This is a genomic window from Weissella sp. ESL1156 (assembly GCF_058505625.1).
The window spans coordinates 159,249-175,976 of record NZ_CP196372.1; the positions used below are offsets into that span (position 1 = coordinate 159,249).

A 16,728-nucleotide genomic window follows, 5' to 3' on the forward strand; every position below is an offset into this window, starting at 1 on the left:
AGATTTGGATATTAACATCCAAATCTCATTTTTTCTTTGTGAATGTGACAATTAGGCCCAGTTTCCTTGACGGAAAACGGAAACAATTTGACCATCTTGGGTGATACCATCAATAGCCATATCAGCAGAACCAATCATGAAATCAACGTGAACCAGTGAATCATTTTGTCCTTTGGCTTGGCGTTCAGCAACAGATAATTGCGTACCATTTCTAATGTTTGATGGGTAGGCAGCACCGAGTGCCAAATGATCTGATGCATTTTCATCAATTAAAGTTGTATAGAAAACAATATTTGCTTTTGAAATTGGTGAATCGTGCGGTACCAATGATACTTCACCCAATGATGAAGCACCACGATCTGTTTTGATCAATTGTTTGAGTGTCTCTTGACCTGTACTAGCCTCGGCTTTTGTGACATGCCCCTCAGCAAAGGTTAGTTTAATATCAGTAATTAAGACACCTGCATATGACAGCGGTTTGGTTGCAGTGACTGTTCCGTGAATATTGCGGTAGTCAGGCGCTGTAAAGACTTCTTCAGTGGGCATATTTGGCACGAAACGATTGCCAGCCTTGCTATATGATTCGGCAGCTTCCCAAACATGATCTTCAGCGAGGCCAATCGTTAAATCGGTTTGTGCAGAATGATAGCGTAGTTCTCGGAAGTTTTGTTGATTTAACCAAGTTGCTTTTTCATTCAAGGTATTAATATGGTCTTGCCAATCCGCAATGACATCGTTATCTAAGGAAATCCGATTAATTTTAAAAATTTCTTGCCATAATTTATCTTGCGCCTCAGCTAGTGAAACGTCAGGAAAAACTTTGTGCGCCCATTCTGGACCAACTGCTGAGACAACTAACCAAGCGACATCATTATTCATTGTTGCTTGACGTACAGCAGCATTTGCCTGTTGGAAGGCTTGCTCATATAATGATACGCGGTCACTAGGCACATCGCTGTAACCATCTGGGTCGCTAGACACAATTGAAATTCGAGAGGTTTGATTGGCCATTAATGATTCGGCGCGCACAGATACCCAAGCAGGAATATTGGTTAGTGTTGCTTGATCAGCATGTTTTAGGAATTCACGTTGTAGAATAGCGTCTTGCCATTCAACGAGAACTTGATTAGCACCTAATTCATAAGCGGCAGCCATAATGCGATGAACAAGGTCCGCTTGATCAATTTCAGCGTAAATAATAATATCTTGTCCAGGTTTGACATTAATACCAACACGTGTAATCAAATCAGCATATTTATCTAGTAATTGGTCAAAATGTTTCATTGTCGTAATACTATCTCCGTTTTTTAAGTTAATTCTCATTTTACAGGAAACTGAGTCATGAATAAACCTTAGACACAAGATCAACGCAGTGATGACATAAATTGTTGGTTCAAACGATTCATGATATAATGCAACAAATACCGATTGAAGGAGGGTATCATGAGTCGAAAGCAAATTGCGTTATCAGTAATTGGACTCGTCATGATCATCATAGCCGGTTATTTAGCCATCATGTGGTTTAGTGATGATCACGCATACTCACGAGAATTGAACAAAGCGCGAGATGCGGTCGCAGTGCAAGATTGGGCAACAGCTAAGCGACACTATCAGGCATCTCGACAGGTCCATGTGTCAGTAGAAAATCGGACAGCTAATGAACAGTTAAATTATTTGGAACGGGCGGATGCAGCAATCAAGAAACAAAATTGGGCTTCAGCAAAGAATCTTTATCAGCGTGCGATTGATACGGATGGTGGCGTCGCATTACTAAAAAAAGCAGCTAAAACGAATCAACGTTTTGTAACTGCTAAACAAGATACCAGTAAGTACCAAGCATCTGTGTCATCATTACAAGCATCCGTTGATAAAAAAGATAGTGAGGTAAAAGAGCTTAAAAAACAAATGAGTGAAACTGATGCTTCTATTCAAGTGGTGCAAAATTCTGCGAGTCAAGCGGTTGCAGATGCTAAAGCAAATGCTGATGCAGCTAATAAACAAGCCTCTTCTGCATCATCAGCCTCACAAAAAGCAGCTGATGATGCCAAAAAAACATCAAGTAAAGATGATGATTAATAGATATAGCAATAAATGGTGTATCCTAATACCAAGGGGGTATCGATAATGGCAAGACAAACAGCAATTTTTGCGGGCGGTTGTTTCTGGTGCATGGTTGAACCGTTTGAAACATTACCGGGTATTGAAAAAGTGCGTTCAGGTTATACAGGTGGTACGGTACCTAATCCAACGTATGATGAGGTGGCTGCACATGTCACAGGTCATACGGAGGCTGTTAAAATATGGTTTGATGATGATGTCATTTCATATCAAGCATTGGTCGATTTATATTGGCAACTAGCAGATCCAACAGATGCCATGGGGCAGTTTGCGGATCGTGGGGATACCTACCGCCCCGTCATTTTTGTAAAAGACGACGTACAACGTCAAATTGCAACGGCATCAAAACAAGCACTAGATGAATCAGAACGCTTTGATCAACCAATTGTGACAGCGATTGCGGATGCACAACCATTTTATGATGCGGAAGAAGCGCATCAACAATTTTATAAGAAAAATCCATTACGTGAAATGTTAATGATGATACCACGTAAAAAGTATCAACAAAAATATTGGTCAGATAAGGAGGTGACAAAGCATGACAAAGTCTAGTCAAGCGGATTTACGCAAACAATTGACACCAGAACAATATGCGGTCACACAAGAAGCAGCCACTGAGACACCTTTTAATAATCAGTACGATGCCTGGTTTGAGGATGGGATTTATGTCGATATTGTGAGTGGTGAACCTTTATTTAGCTCACTAGATAAGTATGATGCTGGTTGTGGGTGGCCGTCATTTACCAAGCCCATTGAGAAAAAAGCAGTAAAACGACATCTTGATACGTCACATGGGATGTATCGAACTGAGGTGCGATCAACTGAAGCAAATTCACATTTGGGACATGTTTTTACGGATGGTCCAGCTGCACAGGGTGGTTTACGGTATTGTATGAATTCAGCAGCGATGAAATTTATTCCAGTTGCTGAATTAGCAAACCAAGGTTACGCAGCATATGAATCATTATTTAAAACTGAATAATAATTTAGTTATATCGGTGACTAACAAAAAAGCCACTTTCATGGTCAGAAACATGAAGGTGGTTTTTCAGAACTAATAAATGTTGAAAGTGGGGGCATTTCAAGATGAAGGAGTTATTACTAGCTGTTCAACCATTAACCGAACAAGAGACAGATCAGTTAACTGAAAAAAACATTGGCGTTGTCACACCAGCAACGATGACAGATCAGCAATTATCACAAGTAACAATTAGTTATGGTTGGTCGCCTGATTTAGGTAAAAAAATCTTAGCCAAGCCAGCGAATCAATTACGCTGGGTACAATATCAAGGTGCCGGTGTGGACGCATTACCATTAAAGACATTTGCAAAACGTCATATTTTGGTGACCAATGCGAGTGGTGTGAAAGCAGCCCAGATTGCCCAAACAGCGGTGAGTTATTTAATGCATTTTGCACGAGGCTTACATGTTTATCAAGATCGTCATGTTTGGCGTGAATATGAAGATCAATACACTTTAGATGAATTGCCAACGGTTATCTTTGGGACTGGTAAGATCGGTCAAAAAATTGCAGAATATTTATCACCATATGGTATGCCCATCTATGGTGTGAATTCATCAGGACACCAAGTGGCTGGTTTTGATAAGGTCTTTGCTTTAAATGATTTATTATCGGTTTGGCCTGATGGGATTCAAGTCATTATTAATACGCTACCAGACACGCCAGCAACGCACCGCTTTTTTAATGCGCAAAATCATAAAATATGGGGTGAATTATTTTTGCTTGTTAATGTGGGACGTGGTGGTACTGTTGATGAAAAGGAATTGATTGCATCGTTACAATCTGGTCGTATTCGTTATGCTGCTTTGGATGTGACAACGGTTGAACCGTTGCCAGAAGATTCAATGTTATGGCAGCAGCGTAATTTGTTGTTGACCCAACATACATCGTGGGCAAACCATACTTATCCAGAACGAAGGTCGGGGGATGTCTTTGGTATTTTACTCGCCAATTTACCCGCTTACTTAAATCAAAAGCCATTAGTAGAAAATGTTGTTGATCTCACAAAGGGTTATTAATGTCTGACTTATTTTTTTACGTAAATTGAAAAATTAGCGAATTAACGACGAACAATACAGGTATCATGTGTGTATGACTAATTTAAGTGGAGAGAGTGGACAAAATGGATTGGTTACTTTCAAAAAAAGATGAAGAACGATTAGCATTACATAGATATTTAATTACCCACCAAAGCAAAACATTCCTAATTAAGGATTTAATAGCTGCAACGGGGTGGTCACGCTACCGTGTCTTGCAAGCATTACAACAGCTAAATGCTGATTATCAGGAGATGAATAAGTCAACACAGACCTTTATTGATGTATCAGATGCAAATCGGACAATGACTTTACAAGATTTGCAATTAGTTAGTGTGGCAGCTTTGAAGGGCTTTTATTTACGACAATCGTTAAAATTTGAATTATTATTAGATGTTTTTTTAGAAGATGTACACTCTAATGAAACGATTGCATTTCGTCATTCTTCAAGTACGACGGTAGTACGTATGACCAAGGAAGAAATGCGGCTACATTTAAAACAATACCAAATAGATATTTCTGACAACTATCAGTTAATTGGTGACGAGCAACGCATTCGCACATTAATGATTGAGTTGATTTATTTAGTGTACGCGAATCAACCATTACCGTTTTCGGCTGATACAAAACAATATACGCAACAGGTACAACAAGAATTGGTGCCGCTGTTGACAACTCGGGCAACAATTAAGCGTATTTTAGAAATTACCATTGGTGTTTGGTATACGCGTTTTATGGCGGGTCACCAGATTCAAGCGACTGAAGACAATTTACTAAAACCAACAGCAGAGTTACATCCCGCAGCGCAAGAGTTGATTAATAAGTTTTGCACTTATTTGAAGGTTCGTTCAGAAGTTGGTAAAACAATGTTAGATACTGAGCTGCGTTATGGTGTTGCTGTTTGTTATGCTTTGGGAATTGTGCCCACAGCAGATTATTTATCAGATTTAACGCTGCATAATCAGACAAAAATTAATCAGGTGATCAATCAGATAACAGTGGCATATCAAGATTTTTTTGGTCAAGATATGTTGCCGCGCCAGGAATTGATGACATTAATTGGACCATTGCTGATTCGCGTACAGTATTTTCCACCCTATGACATGGGAACGACCTATGATTTGGATTTTCAGAGCAAGGCCTATCCGATTCATACGGCTTTTACAAAGCGCATTATCAGTGAACTAGTAGCCGTGTTTCAGTATAGTGAAGATGATTTGCTAGCAATGATGTTCAGTCCCTTACTGAACGCCTTTATCAAAGCATTACCTGTGAATGATATTTTACCTGTCATCACGATTACAATTGATTTAATTGGTATGTCAGCCCTAGAAGACTATCTTAAGCAGATGGTCATGCAATGGCATGCTTTAAATATCGTACTTACCCATGAATTTACAGATCAGACAGATATTTATTTGTCTAACGTCACGCTCAGCCAAGAAGTCCCAGGGTTTGCTTGGCATGCCATTCCGGAGTGGTCAGAACGATTAGCTTTACGACAATTGATTGTTGATTTAACATTGCAACGGTTTAATGAAATTTAATATTTAAGTGTGAATAGTGGTCATTTACAGCCTTTTTTGTTACAATTCTGTTATAAAGTTATTACTTATTTTACTAAGTAATTGACTTTCTGTTGGGGGGAGTATCAATAGGAGGGGTAGATCATGAACAAGACAGTTGTAGCCGGTGCTGCAGTCGTTGTGGTTGTGGCAGCCACTGGTGGCACGTATGCCGTATTACATACGCCGAAACGCCAATTTGAAACAAACTTAACCAAGCTTTCAAAGAGTGATGATAATATTGCGAACTTTAGCGCAAAAACTAGTGGTGATGCAGATGCAACGTCAAGCGTTAAGGGTAAAATCAAAATTGATGCGAAAGATAAAAATAAAATGGATATGGTCTTGACATTAAATGATAAAAAGAAGTCACAGACCATGCGCATTAAGGCCAATAAATACACGGCTTACATTTCAGCAGCCTTTTTGAAGAGTTCTTATCAGGCGTATGGGTTAAATGGTATGTCTAAAGTATTGCAGTCAGTTGATCATTATTGGCTTCGTGCTTCAGATGTCGATTCATCATACAAAAATGTTAAGACGTCCCAAGTACGTTCAGACACTGATAAAACAGTGGCCTGGTTTAAAAACCTAGATGGTAATAAGTTTAAGAAAGTCGCAGATGGCTATCAAGTTAAGCTGAATAAAGCTGATTTAAAGAGCCTCATGACGACCATTGCTAAAACAAAATCTGGTAAAGAAATCACGAAATCAGAGTGGCGAGAGGCGAAGTCTTCATTGAACGATGTTAAGCATTTGAAGTTTAATATGACATTGGGTGACAAGGGCCGGTTGATGAAAATGGACTTCTCAGGTAAAGAAGATGGTGAAGTGGGGCGGATAAATTTCAAAACGACAACCAAGCGTGATGATAATTACCGTATGAAGATGCCAGCTAAGAAGAATATTAAGTCAACGTCACAATTGACGACGATCGTACAAGATAAGATGATGGATTATTATTCTGGCAAGTATGGTAGTGACGATAGTTCAATCTATGGTTCGTATGGCGATGATGATTCAAGTGGTAGTTCATCTTCTTCAGGTAGTAGCCAGTCATCAACCGCAACGATTTAATGGTTAGAGATAGAAAGGAAAATGTTTTGTCAGAAAAAGTATTAGTTGTTACCTCAGAAGCAATTGCTGGATATCATGTCGTTGAAACCTTCGGTGAAGTGTTTGGGCTAACGACCCGTTCACGTAACGTCATTTCATCGTTTGGTCAATCACTGAAAACAATTGTGGGTGGTGAAATTAAAGGTTATACGAAATTACAAGATACTGCACGAGATGATGCAATCGACCGTTTACGGACAGCTGCAGCAAAAATGGGTGCCAATGCTGTTATCATGATGCGTTTTGATTCATCATCAGGCACTATTGGTGATTCAGTCGCTGCTTACGGTACGGCTGTTCGTATTGAAAAAGATAGCGATGACTAATCTGGTAGATTAGCCATCAGTACGAAATAACGTAGAACCAAAAATTGAAAAATATTATATCCTAACTGAAGCACAATGTTGTGTTTCAGTTTTTTTGTATAAAAAAGATAAAAATGCTGGTATCAGGCACTGTATCAGTTGCGGATTGCACTAAATTGATATAAACTAAAAATATTCGAGACATGATGTCTTATTTTTTGTAAATATAAAAAATAAGACGATACAAAAAAGTAGTCAATTTAATCATTTCATAATGGTTAATCAAGGTTAATGGGCATAACTAAAAAGTGATGGGGAATGGAGTCATACCATGGACAAAGATTTAAAATATTTGACTGTACATGATGTACAGAAAATCATGTTAGAAATTTTGTCTGATATGGTGAAATATTTTAATGAACATGATTATCATTATGTTTAAACGGGTGGTAGTGCTTTGGACGCAGTACGTCATCATGGCTTTATACCATGGGATGATGGGATGCGGATGTAGCATTACCAAGAGATGAATATGAACGTTTTATTCAGGAATATCAACCGACCAATAAACGGTATGAGCTGTTGACCCCAACGAATACACACGACTGGTTATATGCCTATGCCCGAGTGAGTGATACACAAACTCAGGCAAATGGTAAGTGGGCTGTCGTCCATAACGGTGTCTACGTTGATGTTTTTCCAATTGATGCCATACCAAGAACTTCATTCGGGCAGCGAATAGCTTATTACCGAATGAAGTATCTCGATGTGATGCGTAACTCTACGCGACGAATAGCGATTTCAAAACATGAACCTGGGTGGTGGGTAAAGCCATTGATCATCAAGTACGCGCAACGACATGCAATTACCTGGTGGGTGCATAAAATGGATGTATTGGCACGGCAAATGAACCGACATTATGCGGGTAAATCAAATATGTATAGTCTGTATATTGTGCAGGGACTGAATAAAACGCGAGAAAATTTTTCGTTGATGATTTACCAAAATCGTCAGTCAGTTAAGTTTGAAAATCTAGATGTTTACATTCCTGCCGATAGTGAGCACTACCTCACACAGATCTATGGCGATTGGCAACAGTTACCAGCAAAACGCAAACGAAAAACACACGCTCGTTTCTATTATAAAGGAGTAGAAGTACATGATTAGCTTATACATACTACTCATAGCTAGTGTTGTTGCAATCTTTGGCTTAATTGTGACAATTTTTTCATATATTAAGAAAGTAGATCGTTCTAAGCGAATGGGACATTTCTTCCTAGTGTTTGGTGTCATTGTTGCAGTGATTGCTGGTTTTTCAATGAACAAGGAAAAGAAAGCTCATCAAGCAGTGGTGGCACACCAAGAAAAGTTGCAAGCTGAACAAATTTATGAAGCTGGACTTGTCCATATAAATGATAAGCAGGTGCGTATTAAAAACGGTCAAGCAAAAGTGACCATTCACGTGTCGGCAAATACAAAAATAAAAATACATAGTAGTCATAAACAACTACATAACTTAGACTACAAGCCAATTAAAGAGAAAAAAGATATACGAGTCACTTTTGTGATGCCTGGTGAATATACTGTCACGGCAACCCGTGGTCAAAATAAGGTTGTGAAACATATTACGGTATTGAAGAGTAATCATAAAAAGGTGACTGCTTCTTCAAGCTCATCATCTAGTGAAGTTGTCTCTGAAACATCCGACGATACAGCTGCGTTAGATACAGCCGTTGAAGACACCAGTTCAGAAACAGTGGTTGAATCAGATGTGACAGAAAGTGATACGACGGACACAACGGTGACGGACGTGACACCGTCAACGGATTATCAACCAGTTTGGACACCATCAACTGATACAACAACGACCGATGGTAGCACAACTGGAACAACTCAAGATAGTGGCACGACTGACACACAAACATCGGCTGATAGTGCCACAACTGATACAACCTCAGTACCGGATGAACAAAGTGATACGACTGGTAATATTGGAGAATGAAGATAGGTTAGAAAATGGCTGAGAAAAAATTAACGGTCGTTGCAAATCATGTGACCAACCGATTTGATTTGGCAGAACGACAATCAGATAAAGTAAAAGCTGTCTTTAAATTCTGGGGTAAAGGTATTCCTAATTTTTGGGCAGTCAAAGGGGTATCTTTTGAGGCGCATGCTGGGGAAACAATCGGGGTGATTGGAACCAACGGGTCTGGTAAGTCGACCTTATTGGAGATGGTGGCCGAGTTAACGCAACCAACGAGTGGTCAGATGACGATTAACGGCTCGACTTCCATTATTGCAATTGGTGCTGGTATGCGCCCTCAATTAACTGGGCGGACCAATATCCTTTTAAAAGCCTTGATACAAGGAATGACAGAAAAAGAAATTGAAGCCAAGATGGATGATATCATTGAGTTTTCTGAACTGGGTGATTTTATTGATCAACCGGTTAAATCTTATTGGCATAATTCGGATATAACGAAAAAAGGGTTCTTCAAGATCAATCTGTTAGTAAAAAAGCTGTATTTTTGACTAATTATCAAAGACAAGATTTTTTAGAAAAGGCAAGAGTCATTGCTAATGAATCTTTAGAAACGGTGGTAATAGATAATTTTCTAGAATTACCAAATATTTTAGTAGACAGGAGTAATGATGAATATGTTCGAATATTATTTATTGGGAGATTGGCTCCGGAGAAGAATGTAGATAAAGTAATTCGTTCATTTTATGAGTATAATAAAAATCATAATAAATCATATTTGACTATAATAGGTGAAGGACCTTCAATGTCTGATTTAAAAAAATTGGCAATTAACTTAAATATAGAGAGTAATGTTATTTTTACTGGTAATATTTTGGCACCTTATAATTCAAAGTTTACTCAAACTGTTGATGTTGCATTGCTTACACCAAATAAAGAGGCTTATGGACTAGTTTTCCCGGAGTTAATTTCTCGTGGTATACCTGTTGTTACAATTGATGCTCCTTATGGTCCTAGAAATTGGATTAATAATAATGGTATACTGTTACCTTATGAAGCAAGCTTTGAAGATATTGGAGATGCAATTAATCATGTTTTGCAAATGAAACTTTCACCTAAACGGATTGCTTCATCAATTAATATTTAAAATATAAATACTATTGTTATAAAAAAGTTGATATAATTAATTGATATTTAATATAAATACATGCAAATGAACATAAGCCTTTTACTTTAGAATTTGATTTAAAAATAAAGAATTTAAATCAATTTGACAGTCACCGAACCTTTTTTGCAATGAGAACATTTAATAAAACTAATCAGTTTTCACAAATTAAAATTATGAAAACCATATGCAGTACTATTAATTTGTTTAGTACTACGATTGATGCCTTCCATGCGACCATTTGAGTAGTTGTTTAGGAAGGCGTTTTTAATACCTTTTAAATTCTTTTTACAGCTAGTAATAAATGAGTCCATTGCAGAATAGTTGAATTCATAGTTTTCTAAAATTGACTGAAAATCATCAAATGTCTGATGACGTTGTGAGTTTAAAACAGCTTGATAAACTTCATACGTTTGTTTGAAATTGGGAGAACTATTGAATACCAATTGTAAATCATCTTGTGGGTACATAAATTCATTAATCCTGCTAAACCAGCGTGTTTGTTGAAAATTCAAACGATTTTTGTTTGTAATAAAGAAACGCTAGTTTGCTTTTAGCAGTTTATAGAGGTGACTTTTATGATTGAGCAAGCTACGTTGTAAATTAATACGTGTAGTTTGAACAGCTTTTAAAGCCAGTTGAATAATGAGGGCATAATTAGATGTATTTCTTTTGAAATCATGATTAATACATTTTGTCAAAAACAAAACTTCAATTAAATGATCCATACTAACCGGTCATAGGAAAGCGGATTAACTTACCTCTAGACAAATTAAATACTGATAATGGTGTTTTTAGAGTATGATTAACTATAATCGAGCATGAGAAAGATAGTCATTTCAGAGATGACAAAAAATTCGATAAGATTAATTAGTAAGTATAAAAATGTGATGGCATAATGCGATACACAACGGGGGATACACAATGGCACATTTAGAAGTGGCTTATTACTCACAAGTTCTTGGGATGGATCGGACCATGAATGTGATTTTACCTGAATTATCTGATCACAATCCAACCTGGACAGCTAAAACATTGCAGGATATACCAGTCCTTTATTTATTACATGGTATGTCAGGTGACCAATCTACTTGGCAACGAAGAACGAGTATTGAAAGATTGATTAGACAAACGCCACTTGCAGTGGTTATGCCTTCAACGGATTTAGCATGGTATACAAATACAACATACGGTCTAAGATATTTTGATGCACTTGCACATGAATTACCTGAAAAAGTTGCGCAGTTTTTCCCACAGTTATCAACAAAAAGATCAAAAAATTTTGTCGTTGGTTTATCTATGGGCGGGTATGGTGCATTTAAAATGGCTTTTGCGACAGATAAATTTAGTTATGCAGCGTCACTTTCTGGTGCATTGATTGGTCAAACAAATGAACTTGCAAGCTTAGGTAATCAAGCGTATTGGCAAGGAATCTTTGGTGACTTAAATAATTTCGTTGGTTCGGAAAATGATATTTTGAATTTAGCAGTCCAATGTCAAAATCATCCCAAACTATATGCTTGGATTGGTGAACAAGACTCGTTTAAACAACTTAATGACACTGCTGTGGCAACGTTGCAAAAATTATCTTATGATATCACGTATGAGACTGCGCCAGGGAGGCATGAATGGTATTACTGGGACAAACAAATTGAACGTGTGTTAGAGTGGTTGCCAATCAATTATGTACAAGAAGAAAGATTATCTTAATAGCAAACCAACCGTGCTATTCGCGAACCAAGCCGATGTTATCACTGTTTATTGGGATACATTGATAAGCTTTGACAAAAGCGTTGACAACGCTTACATGACAATTTATACTCTTATGTATAGATGAGTGTGTTACTAATTCGATTAGGCATAAACCCATAACTTACTTGTATAAGGTGGCCAATTATACAGGTAAATTGTGGGTTATTTTCATTTATAGCGTTATTAACAATAACACGACAATAAATATGGAGACCGTGAAGTAGCAATGAAGTTTATTAAAAATTTTAATAACAACGCGGCCTTAGTAACTGGTGAATTTGATGTTGAATGGGTTGTTGTTGGTAATGGTGTTGGTTTTGGTAAAAAAGTTGGTGATGAGATTGATGAATCAAAGGTGACGCATCGTTTTGTTGCTGCTGATAAAACAGAGTCGTTATTGGATGGCATTGCCAATGTATCACCTGAAACGTTAACGTTGACAAAAGAAGTTGTGCATCTTGTTGAAGCACGACAGGGGACAACCTTTAATGATTACGGTTATTTAATATTAATTGATCACATTGATTTTGCTTTACAACGTGCACATAAAGGTATTGATATGACAAATGGCACATCAGACTGGGAGGTGCGCAAGTTATTTCCACAACAATATCAAATCGCAAAAGAAGTGACACAATTAATGGAGAAACGAACTGGGTTAACCTTTGGCAGTAATGAAGCTGTTTACCTAACCTATCATTTGTTGAATACGGAAACTGATAATACGGATTTGCAAGATACCATGCGGATTACAAAAATAATTGGTGCGATTGTTGATATTGTACAATATCAGTTTGGCATGCAACTAGATCAGGATTCATTTAATTTTGATCGCTTTGTGACCCATTTACGGTTATTTATTATTCGACATATGAGACAAATCACTGATGAGGGTGATGCATTAGATCCAGCTTTATTGAAACTAATGCAAGCAAAATATGCGGATGCTTACGCCACGGTTGAAAAAATCGGTAAGTATCTTGATAAGACTGAAAACTGGCAGTTAAAACCAGATGATAAACTATATTTGACGTTACATATTTGGCGAGTCACACATCGTCAACAAAGTACGCCAAGTTAAATCATATTTAATATTTTATAGCGTGTTACTAGTGATAGGCATTAGCTCAAAGATATTAAAAAACAAAGCAAGCGTTCACTTGTCGTGTTTTTTGGTAACTTTGAGCATTTTTTATTGAAAAATGAGGATGTTTCAATGGCATACGAGGAATTAAGTAAGAATATCATTGCAGATATTGGTGGTAAGGAAAATGTACAAAGTGTTGTACACTGTACCACACGGTTGCGTTTTAAATTAAAAGATGAATCAAAAGCAGCTGATGAAAAAATTAAGCATTTAGACGGCGTAATTACAGTCGTCAAATCAGGCGGTCAATATCAAGTCGTGATTGGTAATCATGTGGCAGATGTTTATGAGACGTTAATCAAAGAAGGGGGCTTTGCTGATGGTGGTACAGTCCCCGATGATGAAGAAACCAGCGATATGAGCGTGATGGATCGCTTTATTGATTTAATTTCTGGTATTTTCAATCCAATTCTTGGTCCGCTTTGCGCGGCTGGAATGATTAAAGGGTTTGATGCTTTATTTGCTGCTTTAGGCTGGTTAAGTACTAGTTCAGGAACCTATCGTATATTGTATGCAATTGGTGATGGCTTTTTCTATTTCTTACCAGTGATGTTAGGTATTTCAGCAGCTAAAAAGTTTAAAGTAGATGAATATATTGGTGCCTTGATTGGGGCAGCCTTGGTGTATCCCGATATTGTTGGAATTATGAATAGCAAAACAACATTGTATACACTATTTTCTGGCTCATTTTTGGCATCACCGGTGCATATCACTTTCTTAAAATTACCAGTTATTATGATGAATTATACATCATCAGTGATTCCAATTATTTTGGCATGTTGGTTTGCTTCTAAGGTACAAAAAGTTGCTAAACGCTATATTCCAACGGTTGTTAAGACCTTCTTAGTACCACTAGCAATCTTATTAGTAACAGTGCCAGTCACATTTTTGATTATTGGACCAGTGGCAACTTGGTTAAGTAATGGTATTTCTGCATTAGTTGTCGCAATTTATAACTTCAGTCCCGTCCTAGCGGGTGTACTGATGGGTGCTTTCTGGCAAGTGTTTGTTATTTTTGGTGTTCACTGGGGCTTTGTGGCTGTCATGATGGCCAATATTGCTGCAACAGGTTTTGATCCGTTGGTAGCACTATCATTAGCGGCCTCATTTGCACAAACTGGTGTTGTGGGTGCCATGATTATGCAGACTAAGAGTGCAAAAACACGTGCCATTGCTATTCCAGCATTTGTATCAGGTATTTTCGGGGTAACTGAACCTGCGATTTATGGATTGACGTTGCCGCGTAAGCGACCATTTATTCTGAGTTGTATTGCTTCAGGTATTGGTGGTGGTATGATTGGTTGGTTTGGGACCAAGTTGTTTATGATGGCTGGCATGGGCATTTTTTCAATTCCTGGTGCGATTGGAAAAGGTGGTATGAACATGTCTGTTTGGGGCTTGATTATTGCCATGATTGTTGCAACGATCCTTGGTTTTCTATTACAACTACTGTTTGGTAAGCAAAGTGTCGATGCTGAAGAAGTGACAACGGAAAATGATACGACCACTGCATCAGAACAAGCAGTGTCAACCAAAAAGGTGACGACAACGTTACTAGCACCATTAACTGGTGACGTTGTACCTTTGCAAGATATAAAAGATGAAGTTTTTGCTTCAGGTTCAATGGGACAAGGTGTGGCAATCCAACCAACAAAGGGTGAAGTTGTTGCACCAGCAGATGGTGAAATCATGTTGGTCTTTCCGACTGGTCATGCTGTTGGTATGAGAACAGCTGATGGTGCTGAGGTACTGATCCATATTGGGATGGATACTGTCGCACTAGATGGTCAAGGTTTCCAGATTCATGTTGAAAAAGGACAACACGTGCAAGCTGGTGAGGTGTTAGTTAACTTTGATATGGCATTTATTCAGGAAAAGGGTTACGAGATAACCACACCAATCATTGTTACGAATTCAACGGATTATCAGGCGGTTAATGTTTTGGTAGCGGGTTCAGTAACAGAACAAACGCCATTATTGTCATTAGAAGTTTAATTGATTAAGCGAGGAGAAATAAAATGTATTCAAAGAATGTTCCAACAGGATTTAAAGATGGTTTTTTGTGGGGTGGTGCAACTGCTGCCAACCAAATTGAGGGTGCCTTTAATGTTGATGGTAAGGGGATTACCACAGCAGAAGTTGTTAAAAAAGCTGAGGATCGTCGTAACTCAATGGCGATGAATGAAGTGACTAAGGAATCATTAGCGGAAGCCATTGCTGATCCTTCTGATACGCATTATCCAAAACGTCGGGGGAATGATTTTTATCATCGTTATCAAGAAGATATTAAGTTAATGGCAGAAATGGGCTTTAAAGCTTTCCGAATGTCGATTGCCTGGGGCAGAATTTTCCCAAATGGTGACGATGCCGAACCTAATGCAGCTGGGCTAGCTTTTTATGATCGTGTTTTCGACGAATGTGCCAAGTACGGTATTGAACCGGTGGTCACGTTATCACATTATGAGATGCCCATTGCATTAACGATGAAGCAAAATGGGTGGGCCAGCCGACAAACAATTGCTGCGTTTACAAAGTATACAGAAACTGTGTTCAAGCGTTATCAACATAAGGTAAAGTACTGGATGACGTTTAATGAAATTAATGCGGGTACTTGGGGCTTTAACGCAACGGGTGCGTTAGAAGATGGCTTAACTGAAGATGAAAAAATACAATTACATTATCAAGCTTTACATCATCAATTTGTTGCAAGTGCCATCGCTGTAAAACAAATTCATGAAATTGACCCAGATGCACAAATTGGTTGCATGTTAGCTCGCATGCAAAACTATCCCAATACACCAAATCCAGCGGATGTTTTAGAAACCCAAAAGCAAGATGAAATGAATTTGTTCTTTACTGACGTGCAAGTGCGTGGTGAGTATCCCGAATTTATGAATCGCTATTTTGCTGATCATCATGTCGTGATTGATATGGCTGCTGGTGATGAAGACTTGTTGCGTGAAGGAACTGTCGATTACCTATCATTTAGTTATTATATGTCAATGGTTGCTTCAGCTGATACAGATTTTGAAAAGACAAGTGGTAACTTAACATTTGGAGGCAAGAATCCTTATTTGGCATCAAGTGACTGGGGTTGGCAAATCGATCCTGTTGGTTTGCGTATTACATTAAACGAATTCTGGAGTCGTTACCATGTCCCATTGTTTGTTGTTGAGAATGGTCTAGGAGCACAAGATGAGATTGCTGCAGATGGACACATTCATGATGATTATCGCATTGATTATTTACGTCAACACATCATGCAAATGAAAGAAGCCGTTAAAGATGGCGTTGATTTGATGGGGTACACAACATGGGGACCAATCGACTTAATTAGTGCAGGCACTTCAGAGATGTCAAAGCGCTATGGTTTTGTCTATGTTGATCAAGATGATGCAGGACATGGTACGCTAGATCGAATGCCAAAAGATTCATTTTATTGGTACAAGCAAGTTATTGCGACAAATGGTGCGCAGCTTGATTAGTTGATTGTTTTTTAAATAATGTTGAACGGTTCGTGA

Annotated in this window: 17 protein-coding genes and 1 pseudogene; 16 read left to right on the forward strand and 2 right to left on the reverse strand. The window is 38.1% G+C overall.

Annotated features, from left to right (window positions below; all coding sequences use genetic code 11):
• Positions 1 to 51: 51 nt before the first annotated feature.
• Positions 52 to 1,284: an aminopeptidase gene (locus ACSKY2_RS00830; protein ID WP_489877749.1), complete on the reverse strand. Its 1,233-nt coding sequence runs from the start codon at positions 1,282 to 1,284 to the stop codon at positions 52 to 54.
• Positions 1,285 to 1,443: 159 nt separating this feature from the next.
• Here ACSKY2_RS00830 and ACSKY2_RS00835 point away from each other — a divergent pair, with 159 nt between their 5' ends.
• The 12 genes and pseudogenes from ACSKY2_RS00835 (at position 1,444) to ACSKY2_RS00890 (ending at position 10,290) form a co-directional block, all read left to right on the forward strand.
• Positions 1,444 to 2,076 (forward strand): hypothetical protein, encoded by a 633-nt coding sequence (locus ACSKY2_RS00835; RefSeq protein WP_489877750.1) that lies wholly within the window; start codon positions 1,444 to 1,446, stop codon positions 2,074 to 2,076.
• 48 nt (positions 2,077 to 2,124) lie between these two features.
• A complete protein-coding gene (gene msrA, locus ACSKY2_RS00840; protein WP_489877751.1) occupies positions 2,125 to 2,670 on the forward strand; it encodes a peptide-methionine (S)-S-oxide reductase MsrA in 546 nt (181 codons plus the stop codon).
• A complete protein-coding gene (gene msrB, locus ACSKY2_RS00845) occupies positions 2,657 to 3,100 on the forward strand; it encodes a peptide-methionine (R)-S-oxide reductase MsrB (protein ID WP_489877752.1) in 444 nt (147 codons plus the stop codon). Before msrA ends, msrB begins: the two co-directional genes overlap by 14 nt.
• Before the next feature lie 104 nt (positions 3,101 to 3,204).
• Complete coding sequence (locus ACSKY2_RS00850) at positions 3,205 to 4,158, forward strand: NAD(P)-dependent oxidoreductase (RefSeq protein ID WP_489877753.1); 954 nt, start codon at positions 3,205 to 3,207, stop codon at positions 4,156 to 4,158.
• Positions 4,159 to 4,262: 104 nt separating this feature from the next.
• On the forward strand, positions 4,263 to 5,723 hold the full coding sequence (locus ACSKY2_RS00855; protein WP_489877754.1) for a helix-turn-helix domain-containing protein: 1,461 nt from the start codon (positions 4,263 to 4,265) through the stop codon (positions 5,721 to 5,723).
• Positions 5,724 to 5,846: 123 nt separating this feature from the next.
• Positions 5,847 to 6,818, forward strand: a complete 972-nt coding sequence (locus ACSKY2_RS00860; RefSeq protein WP_489877755.1) for a hypothetical protein — start codon at positions 5,847 to 5,849, stop codon at positions 6,816 to 6,818.
• A gap of 26 nt (positions 6,819 to 6,844) precedes the next feature.
• Positions 6,845 to 7,183 (forward strand): heavy metal-binding domain-containing protein, encoded by a 339-nt coding sequence (locus ACSKY2_RS00865; protein WP_489839797.1) that lies wholly within the window; start codon positions 6,845 to 6,847, stop codon positions 7,181 to 7,183.
• A 424-nt stretch (positions 7,184 to 7,607) separates the two neighbouring features.
• Positions 7,608 to 7,676, forward strand: a pseudogene (locus ACSKY2_RS00870) (LicD family protein); the annotation flags it as partial.
• Between the two features lie 68 nt (positions 7,677 to 7,744).
• Positions 7,745 to 8,329, forward strand: a complete 585-nt coding sequence (locus tag ACSKY2_RS00875; RefSeq protein WP_491737197.1) for a LicD family protein — start codon at positions 7,745 to 7,747, stop codon at positions 8,327 to 8,329.
• Positions 8,322 to 9,164, forward strand: coding sequence for a hypothetical protein (locus tag ACSKY2_RS00880; RefSeq protein ID WP_489877758.1), 843 nt, complete (start codon positions 8,322 to 8,324; stop codon positions 9,162 to 9,164). The genes ACSKY2_RS00875 and ACSKY2_RS00880 overlap by 8 nt, the downstream gene beginning before the upstream one ends.
• Positions 9,165 to 9,178: 14 nt before the next feature.
• Positions 9,179 to 9,694: an ABC transporter ATP-binding protein gene (locus ACSKY2_RS00885; protein WP_489877759.1), complete on the forward strand. Its 516-nt coding sequence runs from the start codon at positions 9,179 to 9,181 to the stop codon at positions 9,692 to 9,694.
• Entirely contained in the window at positions 9,691 to 10,290 is a 600-nt protein-coding gene (locus tag ACSKY2_RS00890; RefSeq protein WP_489877760.1) for a glycosyltransferase, read from the forward strand. The genes ACSKY2_RS00885 and ACSKY2_RS00890 overlap by 4 nt, the downstream gene beginning before the upstream one ends.
• Positions 10,291 to 10,469: 179 nt before the next feature.
• Here ACSKY2_RS00890 and ACSKY2_RS00895 read toward each other — a convergent pair whose 3' ends face one another.
• Positions 10,470 to 10,841: a transposase gene (locus ACSKY2_RS00895; protein ID WP_489878212.1), complete on the reverse strand. Its 372-nt coding sequence runs from the start codon at positions 10,839 to 10,841 to the stop codon at positions 10,470 to 10,472.
• A 391-nt stretch (positions 10,842 to 11,232) separates the two neighbouring features.
• Here ACSKY2_RS00895 and ACSKY2_RS00900 point away from each other — a divergent pair, with 391 nt between their 5' ends.
• The 4 genes from ACSKY2_RS00900 (at position 11,233) to ACSKY2_RS00915 (ending at position 16,692) form a co-directional block, all read left to right on the forward strand.
• Positions 11,233 to 12,018 carry an alpha/beta hydrolase gene (locus ACSKY2_RS00900; RefSeq protein ID WP_489877761.1) on the forward strand — a complete coding sequence of 262 codons (786 nt, stop codon included), beginning with the start codon at positions 11,233 to 11,235 and terminating at the stop codon, positions 12,016 to 12,018.
• Positions 12,019 to 12,286: 268 nt separating this feature from the next.
• On the forward strand, positions 12,287 to 13,141 hold the full coding sequence (locus tag ACSKY2_RS00905; protein WP_489877762.1) for a PRD domain-containing protein: 855 nt from the start codon (positions 12,287 to 12,289) through the stop codon (positions 13,139 to 13,141).
• Positions 13,142 to 13,276: 135 nt separating this feature from the next.
• On the forward strand, positions 13,277 to 15,202 hold the full coding sequence (locus ACSKY2_RS00910; protein WP_489877763.1) for a beta-glucoside-specific PTS transporter subunit IIABC: 1,926 nt from the start codon (positions 13,277 to 13,279) through the stop codon (positions 15,200 to 15,202).
• A 23-nt stretch (positions 15,203 to 15,225) separates the two neighbouring features.
• A complete protein-coding gene (locus tag ACSKY2_RS00915; RefSeq protein ID WP_489877764.1) occupies positions 15,226 to 16,692 on the forward strand; it encodes a glycoside hydrolase family 1 protein in 1,467 nt (488 codons plus the stop codon).
• Positions 16,693 to 16,728 lie beyond the last annotated feature (36 nt).

Excerpts from the sequence above, each read along its gene's own strand:
- ACSKY2_RS00830 (WP_489877749.1), bottom strand. The coding sequence starts at position 1,284 with ATGAAACATTTTGACCAATTACTAGATAAATATGCTGATTTGATTACA.
- ACSKY2_RS00835 (WP_489877750.1), top strand. The coding sequence starts at position 1,444 with ATGAGTCGAAAGCAAATTGCGTTATCAGTAATTGGACTCGTCATGATC.
- msrA (WP_489877751.1), top strand. The coding sequence starts at position 2,125 with ATGGCAAGACAAACAGCAATTTTTGCGGGCGGTTGTTTCTGGTGCATG.
- msrB (WP_489877752.1), top strand. The coding sequence starts at position 2,657 with ATGACAAAGTCTAGTCAAGCGGATTTACGCAAACAATTGACACCAGAA.
- ACSKY2_RS00850 (WP_489877753.1), top strand. The coding sequence starts at position 3,205 with ATGAAGGAGTTATTACTAGCTGTTCAACCATTAACCGAACAAGAGACA.
- ACSKY2_RS00855 (WP_489877754.1), top strand. The coding sequence starts at position 4,263 with ATGGATTGGTTACTTTCAAAAAAAGATGAAGAACGATTAGCATTACAT.
- ACSKY2_RS00860 (WP_489877755.1), top strand. The coding sequence starts at position 5,847 with ATGAACAAGACAGTTGTAGCCGGTGCTGCAGTCGTTGTGGTTGTGGCA.
- ACSKY2_RS00880 (WP_489877758.1), top strand. The coding sequence starts at position 8,322 with ATGATTAGCTTATACATACTACTCATAGCTAGTGTTGTTGCAATCTTT.
- ACSKY2_RS00885 (WP_489877759.1), top strand. The coding sequence starts at position 9,179 with ATGGCTGAGAAAAAATTAACGGTCGTTGCAAATCATGTGACCAACCGA.
- ACSKY2_RS00900 (WP_489877761.1), top strand. The coding sequence starts at position 11,233 with ATGGCACATTTAGAAGTGGCTTATTACTCACAAGTTCTTGGGATGGAT.
- ACSKY2_RS00905 (WP_489877762.1), top strand. The coding sequence starts at position 12,287 with ATGAAGTTTATTAAAAATTTTAATAACAACGCGGCCTTAGTAACTGGT.
- ACSKY2_RS00910 (WP_489877763.1), top strand. The coding sequence starts at position 13,277 with ATGGCATACGAGGAATTAAGTAAGAATATCATTGCAGATATTGGTGGT.
- ACSKY2_RS00915 (WP_489877764.1), top strand. The coding sequence starts at position 15,226 with ATGTATTCAAAGAATGTTCCAACAGGATTTAAAGATGGTTTTTTGTGG.